Annotated in this window: 8 protein-coding genes; 1 reads left to right on the plus strand and 7 read right to left on the minus strand. The window is 46.8% G+C overall.

Features of this window, described 5'->3' with window-relative positions; all coding sequences use genetic code 11:
• Positions 1 to 15: 15 nt before the first annotated feature.
• The 7 genes from R7E38_RS16095 to R7E38_RS16125 form a co-directional block, all read right to left on the minus strand.
• Positions 16 to 390: a hypothetical protein gene (locus R7E38_RS16095; protein ID WP_005375619.1), complete on the minus strand. Its 375-nt coding sequence runs from the start codon at positions 388 to 390 to the stop codon at positions 16 to 18.
• A 105-nt stretch (positions 391 to 495) separates the two neighbouring features.
• A complete protein-coding gene (locus tag R7E38_RS16100; protein WP_226084047.1) occupies positions 496 to 2,634 on the minus strand; it encodes an ATP-binding cassette domain-containing protein in 2,139 nt (712 codons plus the stop codon).
• A complete protein-coding gene (locus tag R7E38_RS16105; protein WP_226084048.1) occupies positions 2,631 to 4,217 on the minus strand; it encodes an ATP-binding cassette domain-containing protein in 1,587 nt (528 codons plus the stop codon). Before R7E38_RS16105 ends, R7E38_RS16100 begins: the two co-directional genes overlap by 4 nt.
• The gene (locus R7E38_RS16110; protein WP_182016669.1) at positions 4,207 to 5,631 is read right to left on the minus strand and encodes a TolC family protein; all 1,425 of its coding nucleotides are present in this window, start codon (positions 5,629 to 5,631) and stop codon (positions 4,207 to 4,209) included. Before R7E38_RS16110 ends, R7E38_RS16105 begins: the two co-directional genes overlap by 11 nt.
• Positions 5,606 to 7,837 carry a response regulator gene (locus R7E38_RS16115; protein ID WP_042521473.1) on the minus strand — a complete coding sequence of 744 codons (2,232 nt, stop codon included), beginning with the start codon at positions 7,835 to 7,837 and terminating at the stop codon, positions 5,606 to 5,608. Before R7E38_RS16115 ends, R7E38_RS16110 begins: the two co-directional genes overlap by 26 nt.
• 3 nt (positions 7,838 to 7,840) lie before the next feature.
• Positions 7,841 to 9,190: an HlyD family type I secretion periplasmic adaptor subunit gene (locus R7E38_RS16120; RefSeq protein WP_053307833.1), complete on the minus strand. Its 1,350-nt coding sequence runs from the start codon at positions 9,188 to 9,190 to the stop codon at positions 7,841 to 7,843.
• Positions 9,191 to 9,199: 9 nt separating this feature from the next.
• On the minus strand, positions 9,200 to 9,568 hold the full coding sequence (locus R7E38_RS16125) for a hypothetical protein (RefSeq protein ID WP_025998718.1): 369 nt from the start codon (positions 9,566 to 9,568) through the stop codon (positions 9,200 to 9,202).
• Between the two features lie 182 nt (positions 9,569 to 9,750).
• On the opposite strand from R7E38_RS16125, the gene R7E38_RS23535 reads away from it, so the two are divergent.
• Positions 9,751 to 17,412, plus strand: a complete 7,662-nt coding sequence (locus R7E38_RS23535) for a tandem-95 repeat protein (RefSeq protein WP_411978677.1) — start codon at positions 9,751 to 9,753, stop codon at positions 17,410 to 17,412.
• Positions 17,413 to 17,438: the final 26 nt, after the last annotated feature.

Raw genomic sequence — 17,438 nt, forward strand, 5'->3', positions numbered from 1 at the left:
CCTTATCCTAGCCGATTAATTTACTGGCTTGCTACTCTGTTCTTCCGTAAGTAACAGCAGCTCAAGCTGTGCTTTAGCTGCTGCCTCCAATCTCCATACACTCAATAATCGGTTAAGTGCTGCGCGATAAGTACGACTTTTGAGTAAAAAAGCGAGCGTACTTGTGTAGTTGTTTACGACTTGCGCTTGTGTCTCGACTAATGCGGTTTTGTTTTCGATGTCGATGTGTTGAAGGTTAAAGTCAGGAAGAAACGCACACTCATACCATACCTCTACAATTTCACGAATTTCGAGTTCTTCTTCAGGCACGTCAAAGTCTTGTAACTGGTAGTTTTCTGGTATCGTTGATAAATAAACCACATCCAATTTGTCTGCAACAAATGTATACATCGGATTCCTTAGTGTACGCGCTTACAGAGTAAATAGTCTCATCGTTTACATTTTTGTCAATGACCGTGCTCAATTATGAATGATGAACCACACCACATTCCGAACTTAACTTAGACTTTTTAAGTACTTATCGGTTAACCCGAAATACTTCAAGTTGCCATCTGGCTCCAAGACTAAGCTCATATTGGAAGTAGAGATCATGCCCGGATCATTCGTTGAGAAAATAACGGTCTTATTGAGTAGTTTGTCGCTGAATAACCGCTTGAAGTAGTGCGAGTTTTCTTGCTCTGCACCATTAAATGGCTCGTCAATGATAATCAAAGATTGTTCGCAGTTACCTAGCCCTAATGCGAGCCGCAGTCTTTGTTGAATACCATTTGGTAAACTTTTACAGATATCAACGCTCAATTGAGTGTCCAGGCCTTGTGGCAACCATGTATCGAGCTCAAAGAAACTCACCATTTCACGCATTTTTTCTGTTGGGATTAACCCATTATGCAAGATGAAGTTAGTCTCCAAGGAGCCTTCAAAAATATGCAGGTTAAACGGGATGTAGTTAATCGAGGTTCGATAGCGGTAACTGTTGAATTGTTTGATGTTATAACCGTCCACCGAAACTGAGCCTTGATAGCGTTCCTCTAGCCCAGCGATAATAGAAATGAGCGTCGTTTTACCGCAACCTGTTGGTCCACAAATCACAACTTTTGCGCCCGGTGGAATTTTAAAACCAAGATTAGTTAAGCCTGTTGCCGCACCACTATAACGATGGCTCACACCAGAGCCGACGATACTACCTTGAAATAGGCGAATAGGGGGGCTTTTCTCTAACGTTAGCTTATCGTCATTCATCGCCATAAGGTTGTTGATTTGCGCAGAAGACGCCTTAATGGATTGGAACTTAGAAATAGAGTTGTAGATGCCCATAATAGGCCCCAACGCCTTCCAGACTAAAATTACGGTAGCAAGCATTGCACCTGCATCGGAGGTGCCGTCCATCACGCCGATAACGGCCGCGACGATACTTGCGGTACCAATAACCTGAATCAAACTCCCGCCTGCTGCCTGAACCCTGCTATTAGTCACTGAAACATGTTCTGCATCGTTGGTGCTTTGTAAATGCGATGCGCTAAAGCGGGATTGGATAACACGCAATAATGGCAAGCCTTGGATGGTTTTTATACCACGAAGAATCTCATTCCATTGGTAAGAAACCATGGCGTTGGCGCGAGAGCTCTTGGACGTGGCTTGCGAGTAGATGTAACGAGAATAAACACAGAACACCAACATTAGAATCAACCCCGCCATAACGACTAGCGCTGCGGTACCAGACATAAGAGCAATGGCAATAATGAATACGATAACAAACGGCATGTCGAAGTAGCTTAATGTTGACTCTGCGGTTACCAAACGGCGGAAAGTGTCGATGTCTTTCAAACGTGCTAACTGAGAAGAGACACCAGCGGTAGATGTCATCGAATACGGAAGCCACAACAGTTTGGATATCACGTTTTGAGAAATATGCACCGCCAAATCCTTCCCTGATGTGGCGATGATGTTGACCCGCATTTTCTTGAAAAAGTATTCCGAGAACCCAACAATCACAGCAAATAACGTGAGCCAATAAAGCGTGGCTTGCGAGCTAGAGGTTAAGGCGAAGTTGTACACACTCATAATAAAAAAGGGCTGGAGTGCGCCGAGAATGCTGACCACGAAGCTGAGAATAATCAGGCTTTTGAGTTCATTGTTGTAGCGATAAAACGCGTATTTAATCCAGTTGCTGCGGTCTTGAGATTCAGGTGGTGGCTCTCGGAATAAGCGGGAGTATTCGCTGATCGAGACCAACAAGCACGGCTTTTTGTAGAGCGGGTATTCAATGGTGTTGTTATTGGTGTAATCAAACAGGATCAGTTTGCCGTCTTTAGTGCCCAAGAAAATCGCAGTGAGGTTTTCTATCTCGATAAAACAAGGATGAGGATGCCCCTCGATGTGCTCCAACGTTTTTAATTTGGTGACGTCACAACGGTAACCAAGGCGTTCAATCGTAGCGATAAAACTGTCGCTGTCTTTTGGTTTAGGGATAAAAGCGTCGCTGAGGATAGAAGGTGTGCCTTCCCATTCAAGCGCTATGAGGGTGTAAGCTAAACCACGAATCAAAGGTGACTCATTGTATCGCTCGTCATAACTGCGAGCCTCAAAGTCCAACAAGCGCTGAGGGACATTATTAAAATCAACCAAAATACTCATTGGTCACCTCCGGTAAGTTTGACGCGTTTGAGGCGATGATTGAGTTTGTCCATCTTATTGCTGACGATGATGAGGATTTTGTCGTTGGCGCGATAGGCGGTACTGGTCAAAACCAATCGAGCGAAGTCGTCATCATAAACACAATCGATGTCGTCGAAGATCAAAACACGTTTGTTCGCGAGTAAGGCACGCACTAACAACAAGGCATAAGCGACTTGGCGCGAGAATGGGTTGCGTAAATGTCCTTTAAGCTCGGTGTAAAAACCAGCGGGAAGGGCATCGATTTGTGCCTTGATGTTCATGGTTTCGCAAAGCGCAAATGCCGTGTTATTTAAGCTCGGGCGGAAACAAGTCAAGTTGTCGATGATGGTGCCTTCGACGAACGAACTGGTTTTGTCGACCATGAGCACGCTATTGCGCCAGACGTTGTAGTTGACGTCATCGAGCGGTGTCTCGTTGATTTGGATATCGAGCTTGCTGTCGGTGTTTTGCCGCGTAATGCAGTTGGCGAGGTGGGTTTTGCCTGCGCCGCTTTTCCCTGTTAGCAAGTAAGCCTGACCGCGTTCAAACTCGATGCGTTGCTTTTCCGAATACTTCACCGAGATGCGCTCGACTTCTGTCGTGTCATTTTGTTGTTCTACAGACGCAGCAAGCTCAAGCAACTCGGCGATACGTTGAATATGAAGCTTGTTCAACTCCCAGCGGCTCACCGTACGCATCACTTGCTGGTATGGCGCGAAGTAACGGTTGGTAAGCATGATGATGGCTGCCATGATGCCTTGGCTCGATTGCATGTTGATAACTGCCGTTGCCAAAACCACCACCACACAAGCAATGGAGAGCTGTTGTATGAGCGACAAGATAAGGCTGAAGTTTGATTCGATTTGCTCGTATTTGATGTTCTCGACTTCACGTTCTTCCACCATTTGTGTCATCAAGCTCTCAACGCGATATTCCATATTGCGTGCTTTGATATCGAGTGGGCTAGAGATGATCTCGATAATTTTTGAGGTGGTTAAGCCTTCGATATCGGATTTGTTTTCTAGGCTGTTGATCTTTTGCTTGGAAAGGCTGAGTGCGAACACCGCCAAAATGATGGAGGCGAGCAAGATGGTCACTCCCGCCCAAATGTTGATCACACCGATAATCAGAATGGTCAGTATGCTGACTGCAAGATTGATCAATGCCCGTACAGATTCTCCGCCAAAGAAGGATTTAATCTCTGGAATGGTAGCAATACGCTCTAGGTATTCACCGGGTTCTAGGCGACGAAACTTCGATATCTCAGCCAAACAGATGGATTGAAACACCTTGTTGGTTAAGTTGGTTTCGAACTGCTTCATGATCACCGACGAAATCTTCTCTTCCTGATTCTTTAAGTGATAGTCGAGGAAGATGGTGATCAAGATAATGGCAAACAGAAGAAACAGCGTGTCTTTAGCTTGGTTAGGTAAAACACGGTCAAAGATAATCAGAATCGAAAAGGGCAGTACCAAACCAAACAGCGTTGAGATGACCGTTGAGAAAGTCAGATAACACTTGTCAGCAAAGTTAATCTTCTGGGAAAAATGCTCAGTTTGCATTGCGACCTCCTTTCTTAATCGATGGTTTGGAGAGAAGGTGTTTTGGAACTAAGTCTTGATTGCTTCTGCCTTCGATATCACTCATCAACTGCATGATGCTTTCGATGGATTGCACCGACAGCATGCCTTTGATTTGCTCAAGATTGATTGATTCAATGATGTAGTCATAGCGCGCGCTCTCGTAATCACGTAGTGCGCTAAACAGTTTACTTTCCGCTGCCAGTAAGTCGGTAATGGTTCGCGTACCAAGCTGGTAAGCGCGTTGAATGCCTTTGTAGGAAGCGTAGTTGGCTCGGATGATGTTCTCGTAACTGCTGATGGCGCGGGAGAAGTCATTAATGTTGAGCACCGAGGTGTTAACGCTATTGCGAGTCGTGAACAACGAATCTTGGTAAAGTAGCTCGGTTCGCTCGATGGCAGTCGACGATTTTTGATAACCGTAGTAATCCGAACCGCCGGAGAAAATTGGCACATTCAAGTTCAAACCGACGCTGGTCGAGTTACTGTCCCCTGTTGCGGTTGGGTCGGCTCGGTCATAGTTGTTTGCATCGTCGTAACGGTAACTGGCAGAGAGCGATACGGTCGGCACAAAGTTTGAACCGCTCTCTTTCAAGCCTCTTCGGCTGCGTTCTACGGTCTTCTTCGCGACTAATAAGTCGTTATTGAGCTTCAAAGCTTGTTCAAGAATTGCGCGTTGTTCGGATTCGCTGATTTCCGCCAAGGGCACGCTTTCGTAGATGTCCTGCGATGGGGTGACCGGGTATTGAACTTGAATCTCTAAACCGTTCAAAATCACACGTCGGTCCTTCTCTAAGGTTCTTAAGCGGTTGGCAATGCCTTCTTTCTGAGCAATCACCTCATACAACTCGCTCGCCGCAGTGTTGCCAAGCTCCACGTTGCGACGCATTTGGCGCTCACGTGTTTCAGACGATTTAAGCTCGACTTTGGTGGCTTTGATTTGCGCGTTGTTTTTCAGGTACTCGAAATATTGCGTCGCGATTTCAGAAATGGTGTTCTGGATTTTGTTCTCGTGTTTGATTTCTTCAATGTTGAAATCAAGCTTCGCGGTACCGTATTTGAAGATGTCACCAAGGTTAAACACCGATTGGGATAAAGACACGCTGTAGCTGTTCGAGTTGTAGCTTAAACGTGTATCCGGTGTTCCCGTTAATATGGTCTCGTTTTCATTCCATGTGGTATCAGCGGCACCGTTTAAAGAGGGCAGGAACTTAGAACGGCTAATGTCGATGTTGTATTCGTTTTCCTCCACGCCTTTATCACTAGCGCGCAGAGATAAATTGTTTTCCAAGCCGAGTTTGACCGCCTCAAGCAAGGTGGTCGCCATTGCCGAAGGAGCGTTGCTCAATGTAAGCGCTGCCAATACACAGCTAGTTAAGTTTCTGTACCGCCACATACTTGTTGATCACCTTGATGATTTCGTCGTTTTTATAAGGTTTGCTGATCACGTAATCCATTCCAGCTTCGATACAAGCTTGGTGTTCATTACTGCTGGTCAATGCTGTCGCACCTATAATGGTGCAAGGGTTCTGTCCGCTCTCTTGTTCGTATTGTCGAATGCGTTTGGTCGCTTCAATGCCGCCCATGCCCGGCATGATGCAGTCCATAAAAATGATGTCTGAACGCTGATTCATGAAATGCTGAACGGCGTCTGCGCCATCGCCAACGGTGTCGGCTTCGTATTCTTGCTTGCTCAAAATACGTTTGAGTAGAATCTGTTGAACACGGTCATCCTCCACAATCAGGAATGAGCTGTTCTCCATCTGTTCTTCAGAGGCTTCCGCTTCCATGATTGCTAATAGGTTAGGGATGAACTCATACGGAATCGCGGGGGAGTTCAGAATCTTGTCGACAAAGGTATGACTCTCTTGTGCTTGCTGAGTGCTAGTGACTGAAAGCAACAACTTCGTGTTCGGGTGATTGCGCAGTTGCGATTTCACCGTTTTGCTCAGTGAGGGCAGCTTGTTTGGCTCGAACGTGTCGGTCAGCATGATGGCATCGTATTCGCCAAAGGTTTTTGCCGCAGAGAAGAGTTCGTTCGGCGTTCGAATTGGCGTAATCTCTAAGCCCAAGTTGACTAACATTTTGCTCATCACATCAATGCGCAGCTGAGAGTTGGCACACAGTAATAGGCGCTTATTGTCGAAGCGAGTTTTCTCGGTGTGGAAGCTTTTGGCTTTCAAATCGAGCTGAATTTGAAAACGTTCCTGATTGCCCGATTGATACCAATGGCTCTCGTAATAGCCATAATCTTTCAACACGCTTTTCGCCAAATCGTCTTTGGTTGCAGTGTGCTGTTTATGGTCGCTCCAGTGTAGGGTATTGAGCTTGGCAAGCGGCACATCCAGCGTGGTTAAGAAGTTTAGATTGATGGTCAGGCGGGTATTTTCAATGTCTGACGCCGCACCTGATTCAATGGTGACAAACAGTTTCTTGTCGGCTTTGAGTTGGATGGCATTTGATAGCTGTAGGAACAACACCCAGAATAAGCTGGTGGATTGTCCTTCAACACGGTTTGGTAAGTTATCTGAGATAAAGCAGTCTAGCTCACCTTCATTTCGCTGCACTTTTGAACTGATGTGAATCATCAATTCAGACAGTACATTCAGCAGTGAAAACTCTTTCGATTTGCTCTCGGTCCCTTGTGAAATGAGTCGGTTGTAGTTCTCTGCCAATTCAGACAGGGTATTGGCAGCCGAGGTTATATCTTGCGCCATCAACACGCCGCTCTCATCGGTCTCTTGAACGAGATATTGCACGCCGCCGTTAATGGTGTTGGTGATGCCACGAATCTCGTAACCAATCAGAGCATAGAGCTGCTTGTAGAGATCGTTATTGCGTTTTTGTTCTTCGAGTTTGCTGAAAATCAGTTTTAGGTGAGAGTAGATCTGACGCTGCTTCGGATTGATGCTCACTTCATTCAGCAACTCTTCCAACCTTTGTAAATCCAGTTGTTTGAGCTCTTGATAAAGCTCATCGAATTCTTGGTCAATGTCACGCTCATTCGAGCTGGATTTTTTCAGCTTAAGGATTGCCACCAAGTTCGATAGCACTGCGATACCAACCAGTACGACAACGACCACAAACAACCAAATGAAGAACTCGTTTTTCTCCATCATTAGGTCGCTCGCATGGTTGTTAAATATGGTCCGGTAGTTGTCGTCCATTTGTAGGTAGTTATTGGTGAGCGAGAGGTACAGTGCCAACACATCGTCGCGTGTTTTTTGGCTGTCTGAGAAGCGATTGATTGCCAGTTCAAGCTGCGTGTATTCGGTCGCGCCCACCAAGCTAAACTCGGTTTTGTTGAGTGACGCGAGCGACTTAAATTGGTCAATTTCGTCTTTCAGAACCTCAAAATCAAGCTCTGTTGTACTGCAATAACGTGCGCTTAAACAGCGTTGAAGCGTTTGAATATCAAACTCGATAGTTTGGTTGAGCTGTTGAGCTTGAACCAAAAGAGGCGCGTTTTGCACTTTCTCGACTGAATCCACTTTTTCCCAAGAGATATACAAATAAAAGGCGAGGGCAGCCAGCATCAAGCTGAAAGCAATGCTTAGGCGCATAACAGGAACGGAAATATTGTAAGAAGGTTTGCTACTCATCCATCACCTCTCATCGAATGCGTCTTCGATAGCCGACATAACCGGCTTCGCTGCGTATTCGATCACCCGGCGTGAACCTGTTTTCACGTCTGCGGTAAACTCCATATAAGGGGACAGCTTGTATTGTGTGCCTCCGCGCTCTAGATAGTTTTGACTGATTTGGATTTCCGCGAGATAGAATTCAGCGTCTTCTTCTTCATAAGAAGAACGGCTGATCGATGCAATTCGACCTTCCAAAAATCCGTATTTGGCAAAGTTGTAGGTATCCATCTTCACTTTGACCGCTTGTCCGATTTCTACAAAGCCCATGTCTTTACGAGGGATCTTCGCCTCTCCGTGAAGGGCGTTATTGATCGGTGCAATGTCCGCGATGCTTTCACCTGGCGGTATCACAGCGGAGCGGAAGTTGAAGTGCACTTTATCTACTACACCGTCAATAGGGGCGTAAACCACGAGGCGATCCACTTTATCTGAGTGTTGAGGACGTAATATACGTTTCAACTTTAAGTCCTTGTTTGCTTGAATGATTTGTGCTTGATACTCGGCATTACGATTCTCCACCAAGTCTCGGTACTGCTTCTCTAGTTTGTCGAGTTGGAAGCGCTCATTCATGACCGACTCATCAAGGTTTTCTATCTCACGCACCATGTTTGACTCTTGAACCTGCATATTCAGAACATCGACGTAAGACGCCATTTCCTCTTTGTACAAGGTGTTCTTAATATTGAGCTGCTTGCGTATCAAGGAGAGCTGGTTCTCGGAGCTTTTACGGCGCTTGAGCATTGAATCAATAAGCGAATTCTTATGTTGGATATCGTGAGTGATCAACTCTTCATTGGAACGGTTTTTAGAAAATTCTTGCTGCCAGGTATTCATGTTGACTTGCACTAATTCTGGGTAGTTTTCGATGTAGGCAGAAAAATCGGGTTCCACCATATCGCGCAGGCTTTCGTAACGAATCTTGTCTAGCTCTAGCTGAATGATCTCTGTGTTTACCGTATCGAGTTGAGTGTTTCTATCCAGAGAGCGAAGGCGTGCAATAGGCTGACCTTCGTAAACTACTTCGCCTTTGCGCACTAGCATTTCTTCTAGAATACCGCCTTCAAGGTGTTGCACTTTTTCGATGTCAGATTCGAGCAATAGCTCACCGCGCACCGACACCACAATGTCGATACGAGCCTGAGATGCCACGGCGATAGCCACCATGGAAAGCAAAAAGATAACCAGCAAGGTTTTGTGTACGCTGGTCATTGCACTGGCTAGCACGATTGTATCGTCTGTTGTTACCTTCGAAGCTTCGTTGTTCGAAACGAGCGCCTTTTTGAGGTGATGTTCTATTTGCTTATTACTCATGAGCCACCCCTACGATTCACTACCTGTGCGGCTATCGATTGAATTTTCGATTTTTAACAGCTGGCTAATTTGTTTGTTTACGTTGTTAAGCTCGGTTTTAACGTCCTCGATCAATTCATTAGGAGCAGGGAAATGGTGTTTGTTTAAGTGTTCAATCTTTGCCAATTTTGGTGGTAAGTCGTCATCACATAACAAGACGAGAATGGTCTTTAGTCTTTTTGAATAACATCTGAGTGCTTCAAAACGGTTTTGTTTATGCAGCATCTCAATATCAATCCCTGCGTCACTGAAATCTTGGTAAAAATCGCCTAATAGCAATTGCAGCCCTTTATGGCTGTTGTCGACTGAGCGCAACAGATTTGTCATATTTATCATTATCCCACCGCACTAATTGCTTTAATGACAACAAGTAAGGATCTTTATACTGGGTTTTCAAATTTTTTTGTTTTTATGGAACTCGAAAGGTATGAAAAAAGTTGTATAAAAAAGTTGGTTTCTAAAAATGGTGTCCTTTACTGCCTCTAAATACGATCAGTTAGCTAAAAGCAACGGAGGCTGTAATGGCAGGCGACACTAATCAAGAAAAAGACAATGAAAAGCTTAACGATGCGGTAGAGCAAACAGAAACGAAGGATACGGGGACAAAAGAAGAAAAACAGCAGTCGACCGTCTCTTCGACTGTAGCGACCGGTGCTGAAAGTGCAGATGCTGTTGATGAAGCCAATCGTGCGATGGAAGAAAATCCTAGTGGCGCGGGTACGGAAGAAGAAGCAGTGAGCTCGGGTGGCGCAGTTCAAGAAGAGGATACTGAAAGTAGCAGCGACTCTGACGCTACACAATCCAATGTTGTTGATAGTGTAGCTTCTAGCGGAGAATCAGGTGACGAGGCTCTGGGCAGCGATGGTTCGGATTCTGGGGCGGGTGCTCAAGCGGTCGGTGGTGGTGATGCCTCTGGCTCTGAAGGTGGTTCGGACGCAGAAGGCAATGAAGCGCAAGGACAAGCGGTACAAACTTCATCTGCGCCAAGTGCTTCTTCAGACTCTGAAGGTTCTCAAGGTGGTGACGAGCTAGATTCAGAAACCACTGAAGAGAGCTTCGCGGTGGATGTACAAGACACTAGCGAAGAAACCACGACGCAAGTAGAAGACGATTTTGACTCCGAAACTACGAGCGAAACGTTCCAAATTAAAGTCGAAGGTGAAAATGACGCGCCAGAAGTAGGGCAAGATCTGGCATACATCATGGATGAAGATGGCACTATTACCTTCACGCAAGAACAACTTCTCGGGTACGCGAGTGATGTTGATGGCGATAATCTTGCCGCATTCAACGTGCAAGTGGGTGCTAATGCATCGGTTGTGGATAATGGTGATGGCACTTATACCGTCACACCTGATACAGATTTTAATGGTGAACTCGACTTAACGTTTGATATCAGTGATGGTCAAGAAACCATTTCTAGCTCGATTGATTTAACTGTTCGTCCAATCAATGACGCACCAGTGCCGGAAGATAAAACCTTTGAGATTGAAGAGGATGGTACGCTGATCTTCACCGATGCTGACCTGCTTGCTGGCGCAACGGATATTGAAGGCGATAACCTCACAGTTGAAGGTGTGAGTTACGATGGTGGCGACGGCATCCTGACCGACAACGGTAATGGGACTTATAGTTTTGCGCCAAATGAAAACTTCAATGGTGATGTAAACTTCAGCTTTGATGTTTCCGACGGCACAGATACGGTTTCTGCCAACATTGATGTCAGTGTTACGCCTGTCGATGATGCGCCAGTATCAGGCAATCTTGCTTACTCGGTGGACGAAGATGGCTCGATTCGTTTGAGCCAAGAGCAGTTGTTGTCGCAAGCTTCTGACGTGGAAGGCGATGCACTGACGGCATCTAATCTTTCGGTAGATGGCAATGCGACGGTGACTCAAAATGACGATGGTAGTTTCACTATCACGCCAGACGCAGATTTCAATGGTGATATCGACATCAGCTTCGATATCTCAGATGGCACGAACACCGTTCAAGCAACCGCTGACCTAACCGTTAACCCAATCAACGATTTACCTGTTCCTCAAGACCAGCAGTTCAGCGTGGAAGAGGACGGAACTCTGATCTTCACCGATGCAGACCTGCTTACTGGCGCAACGGATATTGAAGGCGATAACCTAACGGTTGAGGGCGTAAGCTACGACGGTGGCGACGGCATCCTGACCGACAACGGCAATGGGACTTACACGTTTGCGCCAAATGAAAACTTCAATGGTGATGTGAACTTCAGCTTTGATGTGTCCGATGGCACAGATACGGTTTCTGCCAACATTGATGTAAGCGTCACGCCAGTCGATGATGCGCCAGTGTCTGGCAATCTTGCTTACTCGGTGGACGAAGATGGCTCGATTCGTTTGAGCCAAGAGCAGTTGTTGTCGCAAGCTTCTGATGTGGAAGGCGATGCACTGACGGCTTCTAACCTTTCGGTAGATGGCAATGCGACGGTGACTCAAAATGACGATGGTAGCTTCACCATCACGCCGGACGCAGATTTCAATGGTGATATCGACATCAGCTTCGATATCTCAGATGGCACGAATACCGTTCAAGCAACCGCTGACCTAACCGTTAATCCAATCAACGATCTGCCTGTTCCTCAAGATCAACAATTCAGTATGGAAGAGGACGGCACTCTTCAATTTACTGATGCAGATCTGCTTGCAGGTGCTACCGACATTGAAGGCGATGACCTTTCTGTAACGGGAATCAGCTATGAAGGCACCGACGGCGTTCTAACTGACAATGGCGATGGCACATATAGCTTTGCGCCAAATGAGAACTTCAACGGCGATGTGAACTTCAGCTTCGACGTATCTGATGGCACAGATACGGTTTCAGCGAATGTAGATGTGAGCGTCACGCCGGTGAATGATCCTCCGGTGGCTGGTTCAACGTCTTACACGGTTCACGAAGACAACTCTATTACCATTTCTGACGCGCAACTGTTGGCAAATTCTTCGGATTTAGAAGGGGATGTCTCGATTGATAGCGTGAGCTACTCTGGCAGCGATGGTGTGTTGCAAATCAATGGTGACGGTACGTACACCTTCTCTCCAAATGAAAACTTTAATGGTGAAGTGACGCTTGATGTCGTCGTCGCTGATGAAGAAGGCGCAACGGATGCCACCACTGCTGGTATTACGGTGCTGGAAGTGAACGATCCACCAGTCGCTGGACCAACTTCTTACACTATTGATGAAGATTCAGTTCTGACGTTTAGTGAGTCGCAAGTGCTGTTGAATGCCTCTGATGTGGAAGGCGATGTAGAGCTTGTTGGCATTAGCTATGATGGTCCGGATGGCATTTTCACCGTTAACGATGATGGCACGTGCAGCTTCGCGCCAAACGAGAACTTTAACGGACAAGTTCAACTTGATGTGACCATTCGAGATGAAGATGGAGCTGAAGTTGATACCGTCATCAATGTGAATGTATTGCCAATCAATGATGCGCCAGTATCGGGTGATTTGGCTTACAGCGTTGATGAAGACGGTGCGATTACACTCAGCCAAGAGCAGCTTCTTTCTCAAGCGTCTGATATTGAGGGCGATGACCTGACTGCTAGCGATTTGACTGTCGATGGAAACGCAACCGTTACAGCGAACGACGATGGCAGCTTCACGATTACGCCAGATGCGGACTTTAATGGTGACATTGATATCCAATTCAACATTACGGACGGCACAGACACTATCCAAGCAACGGCGGATCTAACGGTTAATCCGGTTAACGATCTTCCTGTTCCTCAAGACCAGCAGTTCAGTGTTGAAGAAGATGGCACGCTTCAGTTTACCGATGCAGACTTGCTTGCTGGCGCGACCGATATCGATGGCGACAACTTAACGGTTGATGGCATTAGCTACACAGGCAGCGATGGTGTGTTGACTGACCACGGTGATGGTACTTACACCTTTGCACCAAATGAAAACTTCAACGGCGATGTCAGCTTTAGCTTTGGTGTTTCTGACGGCACTGAGACAGTACCTGCCAATGTGGACGTGAGCGTCACTCCAGTGAACGATCCTCCGGTTGCGGGTTCTACGTCTTACACGGTTGATGAAGATAATGCGATTACGATTTCCGACGAGCAGCTTCTGGCTAACTCTTCAGATGTGGAAGGCGCAGTGTCCATCGATAGCGTGACCTATTCAGGCACCGATGGCGTATTCCAAGACAACGGTGACGGCACTTATACCTTCATGCCGAATGAGAACTTCAGTGGTGATATCAGCCTTGATGTGATTGTGGCGGATGATCAAGGTGCGATTGACGAAACGACCGCAGGCATTACGGTCATTGAAGTGAATGATCCTCCAGTTGCCGGTCCAACGTCTTACACGATTGATGAAGATTCAGTACTGACATTTAGTGAGTCACAAATTCTTGCCAACGCATCTGATATCGAGGGTGATGTAGAGCTTGTTGGCATCAGCTATGAAGGCTCGGATGGTATCTTTACCGTCAATGGCGATGGTACTTGTAGTTTTGCGCCAAACGAGAACTTCAATGGTCAAGTTCAGTTGGATGTGACCATTCAAGATGAGAATGGGGCAACCGTTGATACGCACATCAATGTCGATGTATTGCCAATCAACGATCCACCAGTATCGGGTGATTTGGCTTACACCATCAACGAAGACAGCTCAATTACGCTAAGCCAAGAGCAACTGCTTGCCAAAGCGGGCGATATTGATAGCGAGAACCTTGAAGCCATCAATCTATCGACAGATGACAACGCGACAATTCAATACAACGATGATGGCAGCTACACCATCACACCGGATGAAAACTACAACGGCGACCTAGATCTGACCTTCGATATCATTGATAACGATGGTGGCTCGGTACAAGTTGGTCTGGATATTACGGTTAATCCTGTGAATGACTTGCCACAAGCGCAAGATCAACAGTTCACGGTAGAAGAAGATGGCACCTTGCTGTTCACGGATGCAGACCTATTGGAAGGCGCATCGGATATTGATGGCGATGATCTGTCTATCGAAAACGTTCTTTACACAGGTGCCGATGGTGTTCTTACCGACAATGGCGATGGCACTTACAGCTTCGCGCCGAATGAGAACTTCAACGGTGATGTTCAGTTCACATTCGATGTGTCTGACGGCACAGGTTCAACACCAGCATTCATTGATGTCAGCGTGACACCAGTGAACGATCCACCGGTTGCCGGTTCTACGTCTTACACGGTTCAAGAAGACGGTCAAATCACCATTAGTGACGAGCAGTTGTTAGCTAACTCTTCTGATGTGGAAGGCGATGTAGCCTTGGCGAATGTTAGCTACTCTGGTAACGACGGTAGCTTCGTGGACAATGGCGACGGCACATATACCTTCACGCCAAATGAGAACTTTGACGGTAACATTTCTCTCGACGTTACGGTTATCGACCAAGATGGTGCAACGGATACAACAACCGCAGGCATCGATGTTATCGCGGTGAACGACGCACCAGAAACGTCAGGCATTCAAGCGGAGGTGGATGAAGATAACGCCATCACCATCACGCAAGAACAATTGCTTGCGAATGCGACAGACATTGAGGGTGATGACCTTGTTGCCAGCAATCTACAAACCAATGACCCGGATGCGACGATCGTAGCCAATGACGATGGTTCTTTTACCATTACGCACACCGAAAACTTTAACGGTGAGTTGGACTTTACTTACAACATCAGCGATGGCGAAAATGATGTTCTGACCACGTTGGATCTGACCGTTAATCCTGTCAACGATGCGCCAGAAGCGGGCGACGAGATCTTTATTCAAGCAGAAGAAGACCAAACAGTGGGTGTTTCTCTGCGTGAAGAGCCTGCGTTACGTCTCGACCAAGCCCCTGAAAACGGCATCATTGAAGCGAATCTAAATGACGAATGGGTACAGCTAGAAGTCGGGCAGGAGGTTCCTGCAGACACGGAAGTGCGCTTCATTCCAAATGATGATGCATTGGCGAACGGTACGCATACGAGTCAAATTGGTACCTTTGACGACAACGCTAGCCTCGATGATTGGGGTACTGCTGTTGACCCTTACACACGTGAGTTTGTTGATGGTGATTTGAAAGTTACCGTTCAAAGTAATGATGACCCACTCGGTGCGTGGAATGGTAAAACACACATTGGTCACGGTATTGGCGATACTGACCGCCAAGGCTTGAGTGGTGATGAAAAACTGACTGTGAGCGTTGAAGGTCAAGATATCAACGAAATCAGCTTCCACCTAGATGGTCTAGGCGGCTGGTTTATGGAAGAGTCTCGCCACTTTACCGAAGTCGAAATTCGCGCCTTCAACTCTGATGGTGACTTGATCGACTCGATGACTTACCACAAAGAAGATCGTGGTAGCTATGAGACGGATTACACCCTAACGGTGAACGAGCCGGTATCTTACTTTGAGCTAGGTACGATTCAAGGTAACGGTACTTACGTGGTTCAAAACATGACGGTATCGCAAACTTGTCATGATGAAGCGGTGTTCACATCTATTGGCGTGGACGGCACGGAAATCACGGAAACGGTAGAGCTGAATATCCGTGAAGGTGACAGTGAAATCGAACTGACCGCTGATCTACCAAATGTGACCATCGATACCGAAGGTTCTACGCAGTTTGCCTCTGTGGTAATCACAGAAGAGCAGCTTCTTGCACAAGCGAGTGATATCGATAGTGACGTTCTTGATATTCAAAACCTAGAGCTGGTGGGGGATAACGCGGAGCACGCTACGTTAACCGACAACGGCGATGGTACGTGGACAGTCACACCAGATGAGAACTTCTACGGTGAGATTGAGCTTGGCTACCAAGTTACGGATGGTGAACTCACTGACGACAACATCATCAACATCAACTTCGAAGCAGTAAACGATGCGCCAATCGTTTCTGGTCCGATTGTATTGTCGACTGATGAGGATGTGGGCATTACGTTTAGCGCGGACGACCTGCTTGCGAATGCAAGTGATGTAGAAGGCGATGCGCTGTCTATATCTGATATCTCTTACAGCGGTGATAACGGTGAGCTTGTCGACAATGGCGACGGCACTTACACCTTTATGCCGAATGAAAACTTCAATGGTGAAGTCGACATTGACTACAAAGTCTTCGATGGCACCGATGAAGTCGATACCCATCTAGATCTGACCGTTATTCCGGTCAACGATGTGCCAGTTCCTGGTGCGCCGCTGCATACTCAAATGCTAGAAAACAGCACCATCATCATCGAAGCAAAAGACCTGTTATCAGGTGCGACCGATGTGGATGGCGACATTCTGCATATCGAGAATCTACTGCTTGTTGACCAGTCACAAGGTACGTTGACAGATAACGGCGACAACACCTTTACCTTCGAACCAACTTCGAACTTCTACGGTGAAGTGAACCTGACCTTTGACATCAGCGATGGTCAAGCAAGTGCACCAAGTACAGCTAAGATCGATGTTGAGATCGTTAACGAAGGTCCAGAGGTCAGCGGTCCTGTTGATGCGGTCGTCGATGAAGATGGCTCAATTACCATCACTCAAGAAGACTTGTTAGCGAACGCGACCGACGTGGATGGTGACAACCTTGAAGCGGTGAACCTGTCGACCAACGATCCTAATGCAACCATCGTTGAGAACGCTGATGGTAGCTTTACGATTACACCGAGCGAAAACTTCTTTGGTGAAATCGAATTTACTTATGACGTAACTGACGCGATTGAAACCGTCGCCGCGGATCTAAACCTCACCGTTAACCCAGTGAACGACCTGCCAGATGTACCTGATTTGTCCTTCACCACAGAAGACGGCGAAGCCATCACGATTACTGAAGCAGAGCTGCTGGCTCAAGCAACGGACATCGAAGGCGATGACTTATCTGTTGTGAACGTGACGAGCTTAAGCGATACGGTTCAAGTGACAGACAATGGCGATGGCACCTACACGTTAACGCCAGAGCAGGGCTTCTTTGGTAATGTTGACCTTACGTTTGATGTGAGCGATGGCACCGATGTGGTGGCGGCAAACATCGACTTGAAAGTTGAGTTCGTCAACGACGCACCAGAAGCAGCGCCAATCGTGGCAGACGTGGACGAGGATGGATCTATCCTCGTGACACAAGAAATGCTGCTTGAAAACGCCAGCGATCAAGATGGTATGACCTATACGCAACGGCACTAGAAACCAATGATCCGAATGCCTCTATC

Origin of the sequence: Vibrio sp. Vb2131, from assembly GCF_033338535.1 — a bacterium.
GTDB classification, from domain to species: domain Bacteria; phylum Pseudomonadota; class Gammaproteobacteria; order Enterobacterales; family Vibrionaceae; genus Vibrio; species Vibrio alginolyticus.